The sequence below is a fragment of the Flavobacterium magnesitis genome (genome assembly GCF_041729735.1).
GTDB lineage: Bacteria > Bacteroidota > Bacteroidia > Flavobacteriales > Flavobacteriaceae > Flavobacterium > Flavobacterium magnesitis.
In genome coordinates, this window is record NZ_JBCFQK010000017.1 from 40,488 (window position 1) to 62,155 (window position 21,668).

Genomic DNA, 21,668 nt, shown 5'->3' on the forward strand with positions numbered 1-21,668 from the left:
AGAGTGCAAAAATAAGTATTCTTACTTAGCATTCTATTAGTTGTTGATTTATTTCTTCTTTTCAACAAATAACTTTGGTGCAATGTGCAATAAACGTAAATTTGCGACTTCATAATTTTATTTATTAAAACTTAGAAACTCAGCTACTTTATAGCTTAGCAACTCGAAAAATGAAATACAATCCGAACGAAATAGAAGCCAAATGGCAAAAATACTGGGCTGATAATAAAACTTTTGCAGCATCCAATACTTCCGAAAAACCAAAACATTATGTTTTAGATATGTTTCCTTATCCTTCGGGAGCAGGATTACACGTGGGGCATCCGCTAGGTTATATTGCTTCTGACGTGTATTCTCGTTTTAAAAGACATCAGGGTTTTAACGTTTTGCATCCAATGGGTTACGATAGTTTTGGATTGCCAGCTGAACAATATGCGATACAAACAGGTCAGCGTCCGGAAGATACCACTCGTGTGAATATCGACGGTGGCGTGGATAAAGAAGGAAACCAAATTGCAGGTTACAGAAAACAATTAGACAAAATAGGATTTTCATTTGATTGGGATAGAGAAGTGCGTACTTCAAATCCAGATTATTACAAGCATACGCAATGGATTTTTATCCAATTATTCAATTCCTGGTACAATAAAGATTCAGATAAAGCAGAGGACATTTCGACTTTAATTGCCCTTTTTGAAAAAGAAGGAAATGCTACTGTCAATGCCGTTTGCGATGAAAATATTGAAGCTTTTTCAGCTACGGAATGGAATGCTTTCGCAAAAGAACAACAAGAGAAAATTTTGTTGCAATATAGACTGACTTATTTGGCAGAAACCGAAGTAAACTGGTGTCCAGGCTTAGGAACGGTTTTGGCAAATGACGAAATTATTAATGGCGTTTCAGAGCGTGGCGGGTATCCGGTTATTCGCAAAAAAATGACCCAATGGAGCATGCGTATTTCGGCTTATGCGGAGCGTTTGTTGCAAGGATTAAATGATATCGACTGGAGTGAAAGTATCAAAGAAAGTCAGAGAAACTGGATTGGTAAGAGTGTTGGTGCGATGGTTTCGTTTGCGGTAAAACCTCACCCCCAGCCCCTCTCCAGCGGAGAGGGGAGCCAGGCTGTTGAGAAGGGGTACATGACAGCTAATGCTTCCATTGCAACACAATTAGTAGCTAATGCAAGAGAAAACCGTAAAAATCCAACAGAAGCTGAAGAGGTACTTTGGCAAGAAGTTCGAAATTCGAATCTAGGATATAAAATTAGAAGACAGCATTATATTGGAAATTTTATTGCTGATTTTGTTTGTTTGGAGAAAAAGTTAATTATCGAAGTTGACGGAGGTTATCATGATGAAAAAGAACAAGTTGAATTAGATGAACAGCGAACTTTAGAATTAGAGCAAAAACATCTTTATAAAGTAATTCGTTTTACTAATGAAGAAGTTTTAAACGACATACAATCCGTTTTATCGAAGATAAAAGAAGAATTAAGCCTGCGAAATTCTTTTAAAACGAACGATGCTCAAGCTCCCCTCTCCGCTGGAGAGGGGCTGGGGGTGAGGTATATTGACGCTTTTACAACCCGTCCCGACACCATTTTCGGAGTGACGTTTATGACATTAGCACCAGAACACGAATTGGTTGCTCAAATTACCACTCCGGAACAAAAAGCAGCAGTTGAAGCATATATCGAAAAAACAGCAAAACGTTCCGAAAGAGAGCGTATGGCAGATGTAAAAACCATTTCAGGAGTTTTCACGGGGGCTTATGCTGAACATCCGTTTACCAAGGAAGCAATTCCGGTTTGGATTGGAGATTATGTTTTGGCAGGTTATGGAACAGGTGCTGTAATGGCGGTTCCTTGTGGCGATGAAAGAGATTATGCTTTTGCTAATTTCTTTAAAGGCCATAACGGAATGCAGGATGTCAAAAACATTTTTGCTTTAAATTCCCCTCCGTTGGAGGGGTGCCCGCAGGGCGGGGTGGATTTTGCTTTTGCTGAAAAAAGTGGATTTACCTTAAAAAATTCTAATTTTTTAAATGGCATGGGTTACAAAGAGGCAACTCAAAAAGTAATTGCCGAATTAGAAAAAATCAACCAAGGGTATGGTAAAATCAATTACCGTTTGCGTGATGCGGTTTTCTCCCGTCAACGTTATTGGGGAGAACCATTTCCAGTGTATTATGTAAATGGTTTGCCGCAGATGATTGAGGCGCAACATTTGCCAATTATTTTGCCAGAAGTAGAAAAATATTTGCCAACCGAAGACGGATTGCCTCCATTAGGGAATGCTACTACTTGGGCTTGGGATACAGTAAACAACAAAGTGGTTTCAAACGAACTACTCTCCCCTCCTTCGGAGGGGTCGGGGGAGGTTACAGTATTTCCTTTGGAACTGAATACCATGCCAGGTTGGGCCGGAAGTTCATGGTACTGGATGCGTTATATGGATGCAGGGAATGAAAACGAATTTGCAAGTAAAGATGCATTGAAATACTGGGAATCTGTGGATTTGTACATTGGCGGTAGCGAGCACGCAACCGGCCATTTATTGTATTCTCGTTTTTGGAATAAATTTTTAAAAGACAAAGGTTTTGCTCCAACAGAAGAACCATTCAAAAAACTGATCAATCAGGGAATGATTTTGGGGATGAGTGCTTATGTTGATGTTATAGATTTACTTTTTTGGGATAATGAAGGTGCGCAATTAGGTAGTTTTGAATTTCAAACTATTATAAGTAAAGATATTTCCAATTTCTATAAAGCCAATTTTAGGAAAATTCAGGATTATTTTATCAAAGATTTATCAAATCAACAAATAATTTTAAATTCATTTACTGAAGAAGAAGCTAAAATGTTTCATTTTTTAATTAAATCTTTCAATGATTTAGCTATGAAACATAAATGCAATGGACCTCATTACGGATTGCCTTACAGTGTTAGGAGAGTATTATTAGACATTAGTGTTGTTAATCAAATTACAAATCAGATAGAAGATAATAACATTGAACGTGCATTAGATTTTACTAAAACTTATAATGTAATAACTGAACCAGATTTTACATTTAAAGTTGAAAGAGAAATCGAAAAAATGTCGAAATCGAAATATAATGTGGTAACTCCAGACAATATTTGTGCTGAATATGGAGCGGATACATTGCGTTTGTACGAAATGTTTTTAGGTCCATTGGAACAAGCAAAACCTTGGAATACGGCAGGAATTTCGGGGGTTTTTGGTTTCCTTAAAAAATTATGGCGTTTGTATTTTGATGAGAATAATGGTTTGATCGTTACCGATGAAGAACCAACAAAAGAAAACTTAAAATCATTACACAAAACCATCAAAAAAGTTTCAGAAGATATCGAAAGTTTCTCTTTTAATACTTCGGTTTCTCAGTTTATGATTTGTGTAAATGAATTGTCTACGCAAAATTGTCATTCACGTGCTATTTTAGAACCATTGGCTATCGTGATTTCCCCTTATGCGCCACACATTGCTGAGGAATTATGGAGTTTGTTAGGACATAACGATTCAATTGCTACCGTGGCTTTTCCAGTTTTCGAACCAAAACATTTGGTAGAATCTGATAAAGAATATCCAGTTTCTTTCAACGGAAAAATGCGTTTTACACTTACTTTGCCTTTGGATTTAACAAAGGAACAAATAGAAGAAATTGTAATGAAAGACGAAAGAACCCAAAAACAATTAGACGGTAGAACGCCAAATAAGGTGATTATTGTTCCAGGAAAAATCATTAATTTGGTAGGATAGAAATAAATTCCAATATTTTAAAATTCCAATAACTATGCGTTAATTGGGATTTGGAATTTTTACTTTTTGATATTTTCATTGTTATTGCTATTGCCATTGCCATTGTTTTTTTACCTCACAGTTTGTCATTCCGCAGGAATCTCATATTACAATTTACTTCGAGTATAGATTCCTACGGAATGACAAGATTGTGTGTTGCTTTTTATTGGAATTTGGAATTTTTAAATTTGGGATTTTACTATTGCTATTGTTATTGATTTTTTTGAAATTGTCATTGCCATTGAAATTGTATTTTTTTTAACAGCTGTCAAATTGGCATTTCTGGAATTTGGTTCGCAATTTGCTGAATATATTTTATAAATTTGAAATAAATACATAAAGATATGGGAAGCGGTTATTTAATTCTTGCTGGAGCAATTATGTTGTTTAGCTGGTTAGTAAGTTGGAGATTAAAGAGCAAGTTTGAGCACTATTCGAAATTGCATTTGCAAAATAATATGAGCGGTGCTGAGATTGCTGAAAAAATGTTAGCTGATAACGGAATCCGTGATGTACGTGTAATTTCCACTCCGGGACAATTAACGGATCATTACAATCCGATGGATAAGACGGTGAATTTGAGTGAAGCGGTCTACAATCAGCGAAATGCAGCAGCTGCGGCTGTAGCGGCTCACGAATGTGGTCACGCGGTGCAACATGCTGTGGGTTACGAGTGGCTGACTATGCGTTCTAAATTAGTTCCGTTTGTCAATGTGGCTTCTACTTATATGCAATGGGTTTTGTTAGCGGGTATTCTTATGCTGAATACATTTCCAGGTTTGCTTTTAGCTGGTATTGTTTTGTTTGCTGCTACAACAGTTTTTTCCATAGTTACTTTGCCTGTGGAATATGATGCGAGTAATCGTGCGTTGGCTTGGCTAAAAAACAAAAACATGCTTAATCCTGCCGAATATGCAGGTGCCGAAGATTCGTTAAAATGGGCAGCGCGTACTTATGTAGTAGCGGCTTTAGGTTCTATCGCTACGTTGTTGTATTATCTTTCTATTTATTTAGGAGGAAATAGGAGAGACTAAAATAAAATTTCAATTTCAAAAAGCAATGGCAACTACAAATGTCATTTGATAAGTAAATTCTAAAAATAAAAATTCCAAATTCCAATAATAATTAATTGGGATTTGGAAGTTTTTATTGAAATTGAATTTTGCAATTGCTATTGCAATTCAGTTTATGGTTTATTTTGTTTTGTTGGCTTCGGCAACATATTTTTCTAAAGCCATTGTCATAGAAGGCGTTCCGGGAGCAGGAGCAAGAATGTCTACTCTTAATCCGTGATCTAAGGCTTCTTTTTGTGTTGTGCTTCCAAAAACAGCAATTCTAGTTTCGTTTTGTTTGAAATCAGGGAAGTTTTTGTATAATGATTTGATTCCTGTTGGACTAAAGAAAGCTAAAACATCATAATAAACATCGGCTAAATCAGACAAATCGCTCATTACGGTTTTGTAAAAAGTAGCTTGAGTCCAATCGACTTTTAAGTTGTTTAATGTGATTGGTGCATCAGCATTCAATTGGTCTGAAGCAGGCAACAAGAATTTCTCGTCTTTGTATTTTTTAATCAACGGAGATAAATCGGCAAAATCTTTTGCACCAACATAAATTTTACGTTTTCTGTAGACAACATATTTTTGCAAATAGAAAGCTACTGCTTCTGATTGGCAAAAATACTTTAAACCTTCAGGAACTTTAAAACGCATTTCTTCGGCTACTCTAAAAAAATGGTCAACAGCATTTCTACTGGTTAAAATAATTGCAGAAAAATTGTTGAGATCAATTTTTTGAAGTCTGATTTCTTTCGCACTAACTCCTTCTATATGTATAAAAGGGCGGAAATCAATTTTGATTTTATGTTTTTGTTGGAGTTCAAAGTAAGGAGAGTTCTCTACTTTAGGCTCTGGTTGCGATACCAAAATTGTTTTCACTTTCATATTTTAACATTTTCTAAGCGCTCCCTTTTGTAAACAAATAATACATGAAAAAATAAGGAGCTATTTCGAGAGTGCAAAGATATAAAATAAAATAAAACAACTTACTGAATATTAAATTTTGATATTTTTTTATTGAAAGGGAATATGCTATTACGCTTAACACCAGTATAATGCTGATTATTGCTATAGGAATATTTTGTGAAAAAGTGTTATAGTAAAATAAAAGGATGTTGATAGGCAAGATGATTATCCCAATATAGGTTCGATAAGTAATTTTTTGAAGGTTAAATTGCTCCATAAATTCTTCAATATTGAAGGTAGTTGCAATAATTTTTTCGACTAAATACTTCGATAAAATAAAAAAGATCAGAAAAGTGATGATTTGGATGTATAAAATCCAATCGGTTTTTGCGGCATAACCAAAAATACTCAATGAAATTTGGATGAAAAAAGCAAAAGAAATGACTTGTACAAAAAACAACGAAATGGTAAAACTGCTTTTAAGCTGGCTGCTATCACGATAGATTTTAGAATATTTATCAGAAAAAATAAGATTGATAAAATCACCAAATCGATTTCCATAAACGGATTTAGTAACGGCAATAATACCAAAGGCCAAAACAAATAAAACGGTTGCCCAGTCTTTGTTTTCGGTAATTCTCGGATGTAAGAGATATTCTGTCATAGCAAAAGCAAAATTAGTAAAATTTTATATCAATATTTTTATTATAATTTTATTATGAATCAAATGGCATAAAAAGGTTACTTTTGCCTTGAAATTTCTAGAAATATGAATAATTGTATTGTTATAATTCCAACCTATAACGAAATTGAAAATATTGAAAGCATTATTAGAGCAACGCTTTCTCAACACAAACATTTTCACATTCTTATAGTGGATGATAATTCTCCAGATCATACGGCTGACAAGGTTCGGTTTTTGCAAACAGAATTTGAAGGGCGTTTATTTCTAGAAAACAGAAAGGAAAAATCGGGTTTAGGAACCGCTTATGTGCACGGTTTTAAGTGGGCATTAGCCAGAGAATATGAGTTTGTTTTCGAAATGGATGCTGATTTTTCACACAATCCTCATGATTTAGAAAAGTTGTTTAATGCTTCTCATTTTGGCGATGCTGATATGGTTATTGGTTCACGCTATGTTACAGGTGTAAATGTGGTCAATTGGCCTTTAAACCGAGTTTTACTTTCTTATTTTGCTTCGGTTTATGTTCGAATGATTACTGGGATGCAAATTCACGATGCTACGGCTGGTTTTGTTTGCTACAAAAGAGAAGTTTTAGAAAAAATCAATTTGGATAAAATAAAATTTGTGGGTTACGCTTTTCAGATAGAGATGAAGTATCGCACTTTTTGCAATAATTTTAAAATTACCGAAGTACCAATTATTTTTACCGATAGGACTAAGGGACAATCCAAAATGAGTAATTCCATAATAGTAGAAGCGGTGTTTGGGGTAATTTCGCTTCGATTAAAAAAATTAGTTAATAGATTATAAAATAAAAACAATGAATAGGGTTTTAATTAAGAATGCCAAAATAGTAAATGAAGGGGTAATTTTTGAGGGCGATGTTTTAATTGAGAATGACTTAATTGTTGAAATTTCAGAAAGCATTAGTGCAAAATCATCCGATTGTAAAATTATTGATGCCGAAGGAAATTATTTAATTCCGGGTGCCATTGATGATCAGGTGCATTTTAGAGAACCAGGTTTAACGCACAAAGGCGATATTGAGTCAGAATCCAAAGCTGCAGTTGCCGGTGGGATTACGTCATTTATCGAGCAGCCGAATACGGTTCCAAATGCGGTTACTCAGGAAATTTTAGAAGAAAAATACCAGTTGGCTGCCGAGAAATCCTATGCGAATTATTCGTTTATGATGGGTGCAACTAATGATAACTTAGAAGAAGTTCTAAAAACCAATCCAAAAAATGTTGCTGGAATTAAGATATTTTTAGGTTCTTCAACTGGAAATATGTTAGTGGATAACGAAGCTACTTTGGAAAAAATATTTTCAAGTACGCCTATGTTAATTGCAGTACATTGTGAAGATGAAGCGACTATTAGAGCTAATTCAGAAAAATATATTGCTGAATATGGTGACGATGTTCCTGTAACAGTGCATCATTTAATAAGAAGCGAGGAAGCTTGTTATTTGTCTTCTTCAAAAGCAATTGCTTTGGCTAAGAAAACAGGTGCTCGTTTGCATATTTTTCATCTTTCTACCGCTAAAGAAATGGATTTGTTTACCAATAAAATTCCATTGGAAGAAAAGAAAATTACGGCTGAGGTTTGTGTGCATCATTTGTGGTTTACCAATGATGATTATGCGACCAAAGGCAATTTTATCAAATGGAATCCAGCAGTAAAAACAGCAAAGGATAGAGATGCTTTATGGAAAGCTTTGAATGATGATAGAATAGATGTTATTGCTACCGATCACGCGCCTCATACATTAGAAGAGAAAAAACAATCGTATTTAAAAGCGCCATCTGGTGGTCCATTAGTACAACATGCTGTGGTGGCTATGTTTGAAGCTTTTCATCAGGGGAAAATTAGCGTAGAGAAAATTGTGGAAAAAATGTGCCACAATCCGGCTAAAATTTTCAAGATAGAAAAACGTGGTTTTATCAAAGAAGGTTATTTTGCCGATTTGGTAATTGTAAATTCAGGTTTGCCTTGGGGTGTGAAAAAAGAGAATATATTTGCTAAATGTGGATGGTCTCCATTTGAAGGATATACCTTTAAATCCAGAATTACACATACTTTTGTAAACGGACAATTGGTTTACAATGCTTTTAAAGTAAAAAACGTTCGCGCCGGAAAAAGACTTTTATTTGATCGATAGGGAATGAAAAAAACGGTATCATTTTTAGTAATTGTAATGTTGCTTTTTAGCTGTAAGAATGAAGTGGTTGAAAAACCAGATCATCTTATTGATAAGGAAGTGATGGAGAATATTATATATGATATGTCGCTTCTGGATGCGATAAAATACAATCAGCCCAGCACAACCGAAAAATATAAAATCAACCCGAAAGAGTTTATTTATAAAAAATATAAAGTAGATAGTGCTCAATTTGCGCAAAGCAATATTTATTATGCCTCTAATTTTGATGAGTACAAAGAAATGTATGATAATGTGGTCAAACGCATGGATAGCAAAAAGGCGGTTTTGGATTCTATAATCAAAAAAGAAGTAAAAAGAGATTCTTTGATTGAAGTAAAAAGAAAACGATTGGATTCTATCAAAGTGGCTAAAAAAGCAGCCTTGGCAAAGAAAGATTCATTGCAAAAAGTAAAGAAAAAAGACAGTTTGCTATTGTTGAAGAAAAAACCAAAAAAGGTAAAAATGAATTCAACTGAAATAAAATCAACAGTAATTAAAAACGGAGTAAAAGTTAATTAACGGCAAATTTCTCTTTGATGTATTGATGTACATCTAAAAAAGAAGTATTTAGTGTCGTTTTAATTTTATTGTTTGAAAATTCTTTTTTACCCAGAAATGAACGTAATGTATCTTTTGAAACGTGGTTTGTTTTTTGGCTAAAAAGACTAAAGAACCAGTACAATCTCCATGTAATTTCCATAATAAAAGGCTTGGCTTCTATGCTAGGCCTTTTTACTTTTAAGGTGTCAGCAATAGTGTTGAAAAGATCTCTAAAAACAATGTTTTCGGCAATTAAAATAAAACGTTCGTTGCAAATATTGCTTTCCATCAGTTGCTTCATCATTCGTACCACATCGTCTACAGCCACAAAAGCTGTTTTTCCTGAAGTATAAAATAATAGTCCGTCGGCAATTTTTTTAAATAATAATCCGCTGCCCTGATTTTCAAATCCTGGACCAATAATCACACCTGGATTTACAATAATGACATCTAATCCTTCCTGTTGTCCACGCCAAATTTCCATTTCGGCACCGTATTTAGAAATAGCATAATCGTTATGATGCTTTTCTGGATTCCATTCGGTTTCTTCGGTAATGATGGTTTCGTGTGCAGCTAAATCGCCTAGAGCGGCTACGGAACTTACGTAACATAATTTCTGGATTCCTTTGGCAAGACAAAAATTAACAATGTTTGCCGTTCCTTCGATATTTGTTTTTCGAAGTAAATTTTCATCTTTTGGGTCAAATGAGATTAAACCCGCACAATGGTACACTTTTGTAATATTGTCAAAAATAGTTTCTAATGAAGGAATGTCAACAATATTAGCTTGCACCCATTCAATAGTATTAAAAAATGCTAATTTATTATAACGCTGAAACAGCGATTTTGTTTTTTGAATCTTATCTTCTTTGCGGTAAATAGCCCGAACTTTTTCTCCATTTTCTGTTAAATGCAGTAACAAATGCGAGCCTACTAAACCAGTTCCTCCTGTAATTAAAATCATTTTGTAAATATAATGAATCAATGGCAATGACAATAACAAAAATCAATAGCAATTAGAAAATCTTAATTTTAAAAATCCCAAATTCCAATTGTCGTAATGAACTTGTCGAGGTGTTATTGGAATTTGGAATTTTTAATTTGGAATTTATTTTTTGCCATTGCCATTGTCATTGAAATTGATTTTTGCCATTGATTCATTATATTTGCGCACTCAAAGCCTGAAAGGCTGAACTGACGAAGTAAATTGATTAAAAACATGAAGAATTTTATTGAAGAAGTAACTTGGAGAGGAATGCTCCACGATGTTATGCCAGGCACAGAAGAACATTTGATGGAACAAATGCGTGCGGCGTATGTGGGGATTGACCCAACTGCAGATTCATTACATATAGGACACTTAGTTGGAGTAATGTTATTGAAACATTTTCAAATAGCTGGACACAAACCTTTAGCCTTAGTAGGCGGAGCAACAGGAATGATTGGTGATCCATCAGGGAAATCTAACGAAAGAAATTTATTAGACGAAACCACTTTACGTCACAATCAGGATGCGATAAAAGGACAATTGGCTCGTTTCTTAGATTTTACTTCAGATGCACCCAATGCTGCCGAGTTAGTAAATAACTACGATTGGATGAAGAATTTCTCTTTTCTGGAATTCATTCGTGATGTAGGGAAACACATTACTGTAAATTATATGATGGCGAAAGATTCGGTAAAAAAACGTTTGTCTTCAGAGTCTGCTGAAGGAATGTCGTTTACTGAGTTTACGTATCAACTGGTTCAAGGTTACGATTTCTTGCATTTGTACAGAGAGAAAAACTGTACGCTACAAATGGGAGGAAGCGATCAATGGGGAAATATCACTACTGGAACGGAATTAGTGCGCAGAATAGCAAGCGGAAAAGCTTATGCTTTGACTTGCCCATTAATCACAAAAGCAGATGGAACTAAATTTGGAAAATCCGAAGGTGGAAATATCTGGTTGGATTCAGCTAGAACTTCTCCTTATAAATTTTATCAATATTGGTTAAACACTTCTGATATTGATGCTGAAAAATACATCAAAATTTTTACTTTCTTATCGAAAGAAGAAATTGAAGATTTAACTGAAAAACATAAAGAAGCACCACATTTGCGTTTGTTGCAAAAACGTTTGGCAGAAGAAATTACTGTAATGGTGCATTCGGCTGCTGATTTAGACAATGCGATTAAAGCTTCAAATATTCTTTTTGGAAATGCTACTGCCGATGATTTGAAACAACTGGACGAAGCGACTTTCTTAGAAGTTTTTGATGGAGTTCCGCAAGCTGAAATTGCAAGAATTGAAATCGAAACGGGAATTAATATCGTAGATGTTTTAAACGAAAAAACAGGCTTTTTTAAATCAAACGGAGAAGCAAGAAGAGCTTTGACTGCAAATTCTATTTCGGTAAACAGAGAAAAAGTAAAAGAAGATTTCTCGCTTTCGAACAAAGATTTAATCAACAATCAATTTGTTTTGTTGCAAAGTGGAAAGAAAAACTATTTTGTGGTAAGAGTGTTGTAAAAAAGAAATTTCAGAAAAATATATAAGTAAAAAAACCTGATGACATAATGTTATCAGGTTTTTCTATTTTCTAAAGGATGTTTTTCTATTTTTGAATTTTAGAAATTACTATGAAAAGAAACTTATTTATCGAAATTCTATGAAAAAGCGACAAATTTGGTTTGGTGTAGTTTCTTTCTTTGTGTTTTCTCTGTTGTCTTTAACAGGATTGAAAGCCCAAAATCTTTTTTTCGAAAAAATATCGGGTCGGGATGCAAATCCCGTGACTCAAATTCATGGAATTACTAAGGATTCTATCGGTTATATTTGGTTTGGAAGCTGGAATGGCGCATACCGATACGACGGAAAAACATTCGACTTTTTTTATCATAATCCAAAAGACAAAACTTCATTACCCAATAATCGAATCCGAAATATTGTTTCTGATAAAAAATTAGGACTTTGGTTTTTAACTTATGATAGAAAATACGTTCGATTCAATTATCAGCTGAATTCTTTTAAAATTGTTGCTGATGCTAAAGTTCCTAAAATCATAATTGACAAGCTGGCGAGCAATTCTAGTGAGTTAAATAAAAACCGAATTGTAAACGGAAAAAGATATTCTTTGTCTTCCCATTTATTTACTGTTGAAGATTTAAAATCAGCTGAAGTCTATCGTTATACGGCTAATATCAATCATCCTGGGCATTTATTGGATGATTATATTACCAGTTTTTTTATAGATGACGAAAATATTATCTGGCTGGGAACCAGAGGTGGCGATGTCTATAAAGCAAATCCAAGCCGAAATCCGTTTGAATTGCATTACAGCTATAGAAAAGCCAGTGAAAACAGCAAACTAGCGACTGTTAAAGGTATTTTGAAAGTAGATAATGAGATTTGGCTAGCTACTGATGAAGGAATACTGATTTATAATAACAATGGTTTAGATTACAATCATCCTTTTTATAAATCGAATAGTCAGGTTAAAAGTGCACGCAGTTTTTTTAAGGACAGTCAAGGTCAAATTTGGATAGGCGGCCGTAACGGCTTAGAATGTTACAATCCTAAAACCAATCAGTGTAAGGTTGTAATCAATAGAACTTTAAATCCTAATTTAGAAATTTGGTCTGTTTATGCTTTGGAGGCGTCTGGAAATAATCTGTGGGTTGGTTTATACAATGGCATTGCTTGTATCAATTTAGTCAACAATAAAATCAAATTTTACGATTTAACAACTACTATTAATAATGGAAGTGTAATGGATGTTTTATCAGTCAACAATCAGGAATTATGGTTGGGAACTGAGGGAAGTGGTGTTATTCGATTAAAAATAAACAGTCAGGGAAAAATATATGACAAATTAGAACTGAATACTTTTGATAAACATCTTGAAAACCAAATTTCAGGAAATATGATTTATGCTTTGCATAGAGACAAACGAGGTGCCATTTGGGTTGGTTCTAGCGAAGGATTGAATAAAATAGATGCAAAAAGCAATCCGATGCGAATTGAAAAAATACAATTGCAATCGGAAAGTCCTACTATTTATATTTCTTCGATAACCGATGATGCTAAAGGAAATCTTTGGATTGCTCACAAACAAGGGATTTCGATGATTGATATTGGAACCAATAAAATATCCAATTACAGAAGAGAAGATCAGTTTGGCTCCTGGACTTTTTCAGAACGAGCTTTCTATAAAGATGTAGCGAATCAGAAAATATATTTTGGAGATAAAAACGGCTATCTTTCTTTTCGCCCTGATGAAATCAAAGCCAATTCTGTTAATGATAAGTTGATTTTTAAAACCTTGTATTTATCGAATGAAAAAGTGGTTCCGATGGATACCATTAATGGGCGTACTATTATAACCAAAGATTTATCGCAAACCCAATCGATTCAACTGGATTATGAAAATAGAAGTTTTGCAATAGAATTAGCTTCGTTTAATTACAGGAATACCAATAAAACCATTTATGAATATGCCTTAGAAGGTTATGAAGACAAATGGATTAAGACCAATAACAGTAAAATAACCTATAATAAATTACCTCCGGGGAATTATGTTTTTAAGGTTCGTGTAGTTTCTTCAAATGATGCAAAATCGCCCATAAAAGTATTGGGGATTCATGTAAGTGCGCCTTGGTATGAAACCTGGTGGGCTAAAATACTTTTTGTTGGTTTCTTAGCAGCAATAGCTTTTTGGATTTTTAAAGCCATGTTGTACCGGGATCGTTTGAGAAACGAAATTAAACTGGAACGATTAAATACTGAAAGACAGGAAGCTTTAAACAAAGAAAAAATAGAGTTTTTTACGAATATTTCCCATGATTTAAAAACGCCATTAACCTTGATTGTGGATCCTTTAAAACGCATTCAGGAAGAAAAAGTAGCGCCCGAAGACAAAGAAGTTTATTTTTCGATAGTTAATAGAAACATTAGTTATTTGACTAGGTTAATTCATCAAATTTTGGATTTCCGCAAATCAGAAATGGGTAAACTGAAATTAAATCCTACGGTTCAAAATTTTAATTTGTTTATAGAAGAATGTTATACTTCGTTTCAGTTTATAGCTGAGAAAAGAAACATAAGACTTCAACTTCAGGTTGAAAAAATACCTTTGTACTGCTCTCTGGATTTTGAAAAAGTACAACAAATTATTGTAAACATTGTCTCGAATGCTTTTCAATATACTTCTGATGGAGGACTTGTAGCACTTTCAGCAACTCTAAATGATGCGGAATCTAATTTGGAAATTACAGTTGAAGACAATGGTGTCGGAATCAATGCTGCCGAATTAGAGAAAATATTCGAACCGTTTAATACTATCGGATCTAGTCCGTATCATGGTTATTCTTCTGGAATTGGATTGTCCTTAACCCGAAATTTAATCGAACTTTTAAAAGGAACTATTGCAATTGAAAGTACGCCTGACAAAGGAACTAAAGTGCTAATTAGTTTGCCTTATGAAGCCGCTAAAATGGAAAATAGCGTTTCAGTCAAAGTGGAAGAAATTCCTCAAAAGGATAATTATACACATATTCCAGAAATAGAGCGGGAGCAAACTCCATTCGAAAGTACAAAACCCACATTGCTTATTGTAGAAGACAATCCTGATGTGCAAACTTATTTGAATAAAGAACTGAGTAAAGAATATACTTTGATTCAGGAATTTGATGGAAAAAAAGGACTGGAAGCCGCTATCCAATTCATTCCGGATATTATTGTTTCGGATATTATGATGCCCGAAATGCAGGGAACAGAATTTTGTAGAGAATTGAAAGCAAATGAAAATACAAATCATATTCCGCTGATTTTTTTAACGGCAAAAGGTTCTGAGGAAAACCAAATTGAAGGTTACAATCTGGGTGCGGAAGCTTATGTAATGAAACCGTTTAATGTTACTGTTTTAAATGCGCAAATAAAAAGTCTTTTAGAAAACAGAATTCTTTTGCAAAACCGATTGGGAACAATTAAAAAGATAGAACAATTGCAACAGGAAGTTCCGGATCAGGATAATGAATTTCTTGAAAAAGTAATTGAAAAAATCAACCTCAACATTGAGGAAACCGATTTCAATTCGGATGAATTGGCGCAAACTTTAGGTATTAGTCAAAGACAGCTGTATCGAAAATTAAAAGGAATAACCGGAAATACGGTTCATGAATTTATTACAAAAGTCAAAATGAATCAGGCCGAAGAACTGCTTAGAAATTCGGATTTGAGTATTTCTCAAATTGCCTATAAACTTGGGTTTTCGGAGCCTTCTAATTTTTCCCGAACTTTTTCTAAGCATTTTGGCTGTAGTCCATCGCAGTATTTGAAATAAACTTACAGTAATATTATTTAAGTTCTAAAAAATGACCACAGATTCACAGATTTTAAAAGAGTAATTTAATAATCTGCGGTTATTCATTTTTAGAATAAATTTCTTCTTGTTTTTCCTTATATCACTAGTCGTATTCCGCCATTTTATATCATATCCAACCAAATGGCAAGTTATGAATGGTTATGGCAATCTATGATAATTAAAAACAAAATCAGCTATTTATATTTGCTAAGCATTAATCTTAATGCCGATAATACAGAATAAACCCTAATAAATTATTAAGTAATGAATTTGAAAAGAGTTTTATACGCATTTAGTTTTGTAATGTTGTTTGCAAGTATGGTAAATGCACAGGAAAACAAATCAGAGAGAGAAAAATACAATTTCAATTACGGTTGGAAATTAAATGTTGGTGCTGCTGAAGAAGCGATAAAACCAGAATTTGACGATCAAAAATGGACTGCTGTCAATCTTCCTTTTGCATGGAATCAGGCTGAGGCTTTTAAAAATGATATCACACATTTATCAACGGGAATTGCCTGGTATCGCAAAACATTTCAATTGCCTAAAGATTCGAATGATAAAAAAGTTTTCATCGAATTTGAAGGTGTGCGTCAAATGGGGGAAGTCTATTTGAATGGAACTTTTATTGGACGCCACGAAAATGGAGTAATGGCTTTTGGTTTCGATTTAACGCCTTATGTAAAACCGTTTCCTCAGGAAAATGTAATTGCGGTAAAAACAGATAACGACTGGAAATACAAAGAAAAAGTTTCAGGTTCAGGATTTCAATGGAATAATAATAATTTTAATGCCAATTATGGAGGGCTACCAAAGAATGTTTTCTTGCATGTAAAGTCTAAAGTGTATCAAACTTTACCATTGTTTTCTACTTTGGGAACAACTGGAACTTATGTCTATGCAACAGATTTTAATATAGCCGATAAGAAAGCAGTTATAAATGTCTCATCACAAGTAAAAAATGAACTTTCAAAAGCAGTTAATGCAAAATTGAAAGTGACTGTGGTGGATATGAAAGGCAAAGAAGTGGCTTCTTTTTTAGGGGATTCTTTCGTTATAAATCCAAATGAAAAAAAGGATTTAAAAGCATCTAAAGCTCTAGATAATCTTAATTTTTGGAGCTGGGGTTATGGGTATTTGTACACTGTTAGCAGTGAAGTTCTGTTAGGCAATAAAGCAGTAGATAAGGTAAATATTCAAACAGGATTCCGTAAAACAAAATTCGAAAAAGGAATGGTGTATTTGAATGACCGAGTAATTCAAATGAAAGGTTATGCACAGCGTACCAGTAATGAATGGCCTTCAGTAGGAATGTCAGTTCCCGCCTGGATGAGTGATTACAGTAATAGTTTGATGATAAAAAGCAACGGAAATCTGGTAAGATGGATGCACGTTACCCCTTGGAAACAAGATGTAGAATCTTGTGATCGAGTGGGTTTAATCCAAGCCATGCCAGCAGGAGATGCAGAAAAAGATGTTACAGGTCGTCAATGGGAACAACGTACGGAGTTGATGCGCGATGCTATTATTTACAATAAAAACAATCCAAGTATTTTATTCTACGAATCAGGGAACGAAAGTATTTCGGAGGAACACATGAAAGAAATGGTGGAGATCAGAAACACTTACGATCCTTATGGAGGACGAGCTATAGGAAGTAGAGAAATGTTAGATAGCAAAGTAGCGGAATACGGAGGTGAAATGTTATACATCAATAAAAGTGCAAAACTTCCTTTTTGGGCTACAGAATACAGCAGAGACGAAGGTTTACGTAAATATTGGGATGAATTTACACCTCCATATCATAAAAATGGAACTGGCGGAACAACGCATAGTAATGTAAATGGTTCAAAAGTAGCTGATGCTAGTGCTTACAACCGCAATCAGGATACGCACGCTATTGAAAATGTAGAGCGTTGGTACGACTACTGGGAAATGCGTCCGGGAACTGGAGAGCGTGTCAGTTCGGGTGGAGTAAACATTATTTTTAGTGATTCGAATACGCATTATAGAGGGCAGGAAAATTACAGAAGAAGTGGTGAAGTGGATCCAATGCGAATTCCAAAAGATAATTACTATGCACATCAGGTAATTTGGGATGGTTGGGTTGATACCGAAAAACCACAAGCGCATATTGTAGGGCATTGGAATTATGAAAAAGAAGTAACCAAAGATATTACGGTAATTTCTACTGCTAATGAAGTAGAATTGTTTGTCAATAAAGAGAGTCTCGGAAAAGGTATTCAAAGTAAAAGATTCTTGTTTACTTTCAAAAATGTTCAATTCAAACCAGGCACGATCAAAGCTGTTGGTTATGATAAATCAGGAAAACAAGTTTGTGAAACGGAAATTCGTACTGCTGGAAAACCTTATGCACTTAAATTAACTACAATCGAAAGACCAGGAGGAACTTTGGCTAATGCAAATGATTTGGCCATTGTGCAAGTAGAAGTGGTGGATGACAAAGGCAATCGTTGTCCTACAGCTCTAAATATGATTGATTTTGAAGTAAAAGGACAAGGGACTTTTGTGGGCGGAATTGCGCAAGGACCAGATAATTATATTGGAGCGAGCAGTCTTCCGGTAGAAGGTGGTGTCAACCGAATTATGGTCAGGTCAACTGAAACGGAAGGAGAAATCAAAATTAAGGCAACTTCTGATTCGCTTAAAGGCGATGCTATCACAGTGAAAACAATTAAGACTGATTTAGGAAAGCTGTCTGTGAATTTGCCAAATGAAAACTTGCCGTCTTTTACAGAAAAAGGACCAACTCCAACAACTCCATCTTTCAAAAGAACAAGATTACCAATAAAGATTATTGAAGTCAAAACCAATTCGAATCAAGAAGATGCCTATAAAAGCTATGACGATAACGAATTGACAGAATGGTCTAATGGTTCAGGTAGTGCAAAAATAGAGTATGAATTAACGCGTGAAGCTAATGTAAATCAAGTAGTACTAAAGCTGGCTGGCTGGAGAAGTAAAAAGTATCCAATTAGAATTTTAATAGATAACAAGAATGTTTTTGAAGGAGTAACGCCTACTAGTTTAGGATATGTAACTCTTGAGTTTTCTCCAACAAAAGGTAAAAAAGTCCAAATTGAGTTAATAGGAGATGCTAAAAATAGTGATGTCATTAATTTGGTTGAAATTACCGGAAAAGTAGATGAAGCAGGATTGAAAAAAGGAAATACAAAAGTACCTCAGTTGCCTATTGTTGAGGTAGAATTCTATGAACCAATTCAATAATATTACGAGAAAAATAATAATATAAAAGGTTTGGTTTCGGTTAGTTAGTCGCCTATCTAAGTATTCTGTTTTACTTAGATAGGTTTTTTTAAAGAAAAACATATTAATAGCAAGCAACTGAAACTGAAAAAAGAACCTATTTGTGATTAAAAATAAGGTTTTCTGAAATTAGATTTTACAAAGAACTCCTCACTATAAGACTGCTTTTGTTTTCAATTTGTTCTTTTCTTTGGTTTAAAATTAGCTCGGCTAGTACACAGCCCATTTCTTTAAAATCGGTGGATATGGTTGTGATTCCGTCCGAAACTACTTTTTTTAACGGAGTGTCATTGTAGGATATAATTCCGAAATCCTGTCCTATAATGAGTTTTTGTTTTTTAGATTGCTCGATTACATTTACCAAATGACGATCGTCGGGAATAATGTAGACGTCACCATTTTGAATTTCATTGTTTTCGAAATTAGAAATGATATCATAGTAAAATTGATGTTTTTTGCAAAAATCAATAAAACCTTCTCGCATTCCTATAGGTTGTTTGTAACTGGAAAAAATCAAGATGAGTTTTTTATATTTTTCAATTTTATTTTTACCCGATTCCAAGGCATTAAAAGTATCCTTAGAGTGATTTTGATGTACGGATGGATAGTTTTTTAATTCCAAATTGGTTTGATCAAGAATAAATACATCTTCTGCAGGTAAGGTTTTAATTATTGAGGCAGCATTAGCCAAATTGGTAGGCATAATGATGTATTTAGAGTAATTTCCATTATTGTCATGGATGAGTTTTTTAAAAACTTCGGGATTAAAATAATGAAAGAAAATATCTATTTGTGCATTTCGATTGATGGTTTCCATAAACGAATTGTAGAGGTCTTCTTTGAATGCATTCAATTCGTCAAACAATAAAAAAATGCGTTGTTCAAAACTAAAATCTTCACTTTTTACATAATAGCCTTTCCCTAATATGGCATAAATAATCCCTCTTTTCTTCAGTTCGTCATAAGCTAATAAAACGGTGTCTCTCGAAATCCCAAATTCTAGAGAAACCTTATTAACAGACGGTAATTTGTCTCCTCTTTTTAACCTTTTTTCGGCAATAGATATTTCTATAGATAAAATAATCTGTTTGTACTTAGGAAGGTTTTGTCTTTTGTTTATGGAGATGATTTTCATAAGAAAATTTTAAGGCTATAAATATATAAAATAACCGGTATATAGTGGTATGGTTTTGTGGTTTGGATTTTTAAAACTGCTGATTTTTAAGGTTATTTTTTAATGAATGCTGTTTTGTATTTAAGATTTATACTGTAGTAGCTTATTTATCTGGTAGATAAATCGAAAAACTGGTTGGTACTGGTTTGTATTTATAATTGTTGTAACTACATTTGTTAGCTATGTAATAAAAATATTGTCTTAAAAAAAACAGATTTACTATTTTATTCTAAATTTTTTTGAAGATATTTTTTAAAAGCTTTATAAATCGGGCATTTTAATAAAAGAAAAAAGATGAATATTATTTCCAGAAATCAATTGAATAAAAAGCTATTTGTTAAAAGTTTGTTTTTAATAATGACTTTTTTTTCTGTTACAATGAATGCTCAGTTGAAAACTAAGATTACAGAAATTGGTTTGGGATGGAGCAATAATTCGGTTAATACTGTTATTTTTAGAAACAGTGCCCTTACTAGTTTTAAAGGAATTCAATATACCGCTTATTATAATCCTGAAGGAAAAATGGTTTTAGCCAAACGCAAGCTGAATGCTAAAAAATGGGATGTAGTAATTACTCCTTACAGCGGAAATGTAAAGGATGCACACAACGATATTAGCATTGCAATAGATATTGAAGGCTATCTTCATGTAAGTTGGGATCATCATGATACGCGCTTGCGATATGCCAAAAGCAAAACGCCTTTTAGTTTAGAATTAGGAGAAGAACAATCCATGACGGGCAAAGATGAGGCAAGAGTAACCTATCCTGAATTCCATAATTTGCCTAATGGGAAATTGCTGTTTTGTTATAGATCAGGAGCTTCAGGAAGAGGAAATATGATTATGAAATCCTATGATGTAAAAACGAAACAATGGACTTCGTTGCAAAATAATCTAATTGATGGTGAGAATCAACGTTCTGCCTATTGGCAAATTTGCGTAGGCAAAAAAGGAATTTATATTTCATGGGTTTGGAGAGAAAGTTGGGATGTTTCCACGAATCATGATATTTGTTATGCTTTTTCTGCCGATGGCGGGAAAACCTGGGAGAAATCAACAGGAGAGAAATACAATTTACCAATTACTAAAGCTACTGCTGAACACGCCTGGTATGTGCCTCAAAACAGTAGTTTAATCAATCAAACTGCCATGACAGTGGATGATTCGGGAAAACCATACATTACAAGCTATTGGAATAACGATGGTATTCCGCAATACAAAGTAGTTTATTTATTAGACGGAAAATGGAATTTACTCAATACTAATTTTCATCAAAAAACATTCAATTTAGGAGGTGGAGGAACTAAAAGAATTCCAATTTCACGTCCTGAAATTTTAGTTCATCAATCGATGTTGTATTTGCTTTACAGAGATGAAGAAAGAGACAACAAAATTACATTGGCATATACTAATTTGGAAAAAAAACAATGGCAATTAAAGGATGTTAGCCAGTTTACTGTTGGTCAATGGGAACCTAATTTCGATAAAGAACTTTGGCAGCAGAAAAAACAATTACACATTTTTTCTCAAAATGTAAGCCAGGCCGATGGAGAGGGATTAGCAAAGGTAGCACCACAACCCGTACAAGTTTTAGAATTAAAAAAGTTACCTTTAATGCCCGCTAAATAAACTAAGAAAACACTAAAAACCACTAA

The 21,668-nt window shown here is 33.9% G+C and carries 13 protein-coding genes; 9 read left to right on the plus strand and 4 right to left on the minus strand.

The annotated features are described in order from the left end of the window. Positions 1–170: 170 nt before the first annotated feature. Together AAGV33_RS11865 and AAGV33_RS11870 are read left to right on the plus strand one after the other, a co-directional pair. Complete coding sequence (locus tag AAGV33_RS11865; RefSeq protein ID WP_373392237.1) at positions 171–3,776, plus strand: leucine--tRNA ligase; 3,606 nt, start codon at positions 171–173, stop codon at positions 3,774–3,776. A 383-nt stretch (positions 3,777–4,159) separates the two neighbouring features. Beyond that, on the plus strand, positions 4,160–4,849 hold the full coding sequence (locus AAGV33_RS11870; RefSeq protein ID WP_373392238.1) for a zinc metallopeptidase: 690 nt from the start codon (positions 4,160–4,162) through the stop codon (positions 4,847–4,849). 159 nt (positions 4,850–5,008) lie between these two features. On the opposite strand, the gene AAGV33_RS11875 is transcribed toward AAGV33_RS11870, so the two are convergent. Together AAGV33_RS11875 and AAGV33_RS11880 are read right to left on the minus strand one after the other, a co-directional pair. Beyond that, positions 5,009–5,758 (minus strand): uroporphyrinogen-III synthase, encoded by a 750-nt coding sequence (locus AAGV33_RS11875; protein WP_373392239.1) that lies wholly within the window; start codon positions 5,756–5,758, stop codon positions 5,009–5,011. Positions 5,759–5,771: 13 nt separating this feature from the next. Then, positions 5,772–6,443 carry a DUF4271 domain-containing protein gene (locus tag AAGV33_RS11880; RefSeq protein WP_373392240.1) on the minus strand — a complete coding sequence of 224 codons (672 nt, stop codon included), beginning with the start codon at positions 6,441–6,443 and terminating at the stop codon, positions 5,772–5,774. Between the two features lie 105 nt (positions 6,444–6,548). On the opposite strand from AAGV33_RS11880, the gene AAGV33_RS11885 reads away from it, so the two are divergent. Genes AAGV33_RS11885 through AAGV33_RS11895 form a run of 3 tightly spaced genes read left to right on the plus strand, consistent with a single transcriptional unit; the run spans position 6,549 to position 9,186 of the window. Next, entirely contained in the window at positions 6,549–7,274 is a 726-nt protein-coding gene (locus tag AAGV33_RS11885; RefSeq protein ID WP_373392241.1) for a polyprenol monophosphomannose synthase, read from the plus strand. A gap of 10 nt (positions 7,275–7,284) precedes the next feature. Further along, a complete protein-coding gene (locus tag AAGV33_RS11890) occupies positions 7,285–8,625 on the plus strand; it encodes a dihydroorotase (RefSeq protein WP_373392242.1) in 1,341 nt (446 codons plus the stop codon). Positions 8,626–8,628: 3 nt separating this feature from the next. Then, a complete protein-coding gene (locus AAGV33_RS11895; protein ID WP_373392243.1) occupies positions 8,629–9,186 on the plus strand; it encodes a DUF4296 domain-containing protein in 558 nt (185 codons plus the stop codon). Here AAGV33_RS11895 and AAGV33_RS11900 read toward each other — a convergent pair. Further along, on the minus strand, positions 9,179–10,171 hold the full coding sequence (locus tag AAGV33_RS11900) for an NAD-dependent epimerase/dehydratase family protein (RefSeq protein ID WP_373392244.1): 993 nt from the start codon (positions 10,169–10,171) through the stop codon (positions 9,179–9,181). The genes AAGV33_RS11895 and AAGV33_RS11900 overlap by 8 nt on opposite strands. 255 nt (positions 10,172–10,426) lie before the next feature. Here AAGV33_RS11900 and tyrS point away from each other — a divergent pair, with 255 nt between their 5' ends. The 3 genes from tyrS to AAGV33_RS11915 all read left to right on the plus strand — a co-directional run bounded on the left by tyrS (position 10,427) and on the right by AAGV33_RS11915 (position 18,800). After that, positions 10,427–11,719: a tyrosine--tRNA ligase gene (gene tyrS, locus AAGV33_RS11905; protein WP_373392245.1), complete on the plus strand. Its 1,293-nt coding sequence runs from the start codon at positions 10,427–10,429 to the stop codon at positions 11,717–11,719. Positions 11,720–11,858: 139 nt separating this feature from the next. Next, complete coding sequence (locus AAGV33_RS11910) at positions 11,859–15,530, plus strand: hybrid sensor histidine kinase/response regulator transcription factor (protein WP_373392246.1); 3,672 nt, start codon at positions 11,859–11,861, stop codon at positions 15,528–15,530. Between the two features lie 285 nt (positions 15,531–15,815). Continuing rightward, the gene (locus AAGV33_RS11915) at positions 15,816–18,800 is read left to right on the plus strand and encodes a glycoside hydrolase family 2 protein (RefSeq protein WP_373392247.1); all 2,985 of its coding nucleotides are present in this window, start codon (positions 15,816–15,818) and stop codon (positions 18,798–18,800) included. A 175-nt stretch (positions 18,801–18,975) separates the two neighbouring features. On the opposite strand, the gene AAGV33_RS11920 is transcribed toward AAGV33_RS11915, so the two are convergent. Beyond that, on the minus strand, positions 18,976–19,974 hold the full coding sequence (locus AAGV33_RS11920) for a GntR family transcriptional regulator (protein WP_373392248.1): 999 nt from the start codon (positions 19,972–19,974) through the stop codon (positions 18,976–18,978). 333 nt (positions 19,975–20,307) lie between these two features. On the opposite strand from AAGV33_RS11920, the gene AAGV33_RS11925 reads away from it, so the two are divergent. Then, on the plus strand, positions 20,308–21,642 hold the full coding sequence (locus AAGV33_RS11925; protein WP_373392249.1) for a BNR repeat-containing protein: 1,335 nt from the start codon (positions 20,308–20,310) through the stop codon (positions 21,640–21,642). The last annotated feature ends 26 nt before the right edge of the window (positions 21,643–21,668 follow it).

Bases quoted from the DNA above. Each gene is read 5' to 3' on its own strand.
- AAGV33_RS11880 (WP_373392240.1), bottom strand. From the start codon at position 6,443: ATGACAGAATATCTCTTACATCCGAGAATTACCGAAAACAAAGACTGG.
- AAGV33_RS11925 (WP_373392249.1), top strand. From the start codon at position 20,308: ATGAATATTATTTCCAGAAATCAATTGAATAAAAAGCTATTTGTTAAA.
- tyrS (WP_373392245.1), top strand. From the start codon at position 10,427: ATGAAGAATTTTATTGAAGAAGTAACTTGGAGAGGAATGCTCCACGAT.
- AAGV33_RS11895 (WP_373392243.1), top strand. From the start codon at position 8,629: ATGAAAAAAACGGTATCATTTTTAGTAATTGTAATGTTGCTTTTTAGC.
- AAGV33_RS11870 (WP_373392238.1), top strand. From the start codon at position 4,160: ATGGGAAGCGGTTATTTAATTCTTGCTGGAGCAATTATGTTGTTTAGC.
- AAGV33_RS11875 (WP_373392239.1), bottom strand. From the start codon at position 5,758: ATGAAAGTGAAAACAATTTTGGTATCGCAACCAGAGCCTAAAGTAGAG.
- AAGV33_RS11885 (WP_373392241.1), top strand. From the start codon at position 6,549: ATGAATAATTGTATTGTTATAATTCCAACCTATAACGAAATTGAAAAT.
- AAGV33_RS11910 (WP_373392246.1), top strand. From the start codon at position 11,859: ATGAAAAAGCGACAAATTTGGTTTGGTGTAGTTTCTTTCTTTGTGTTT.
- AAGV33_RS11915 (WP_373392247.1), top strand. From the start codon at position 15,816: ATGAATTTGAAAAGAGTTTTATACGCATTTAGTTTTGTAATGTTGTTT.
- AAGV33_RS11865 (WP_373392237.1), top strand. From the start codon at position 171: ATGAAATACAATCCGAACGAAATAGAAGCCAAATGGCAAAAATACTGG.
- AAGV33_RS11920 (WP_373392248.1), bottom strand. From the start codon at position 19,974: ATGAAAATCATCTCCATAAACAAAAGACAAAACCTTCCTAAGTACAAA.
- AAGV33_RS11890 (WP_373392242.1), top strand. From the start codon at position 7,285: ATGAATAGGGTTTTAATTAAGAATGCCAAAATAGTAAATGAAGGGGTA.
- AAGV33_RS11900 (WP_373392244.1), bottom strand. From the start codon at position 10,171: ATGATTTTAATTACAGGAGGAACTGGTTTAGTAGGCTCGCATTTGTTA.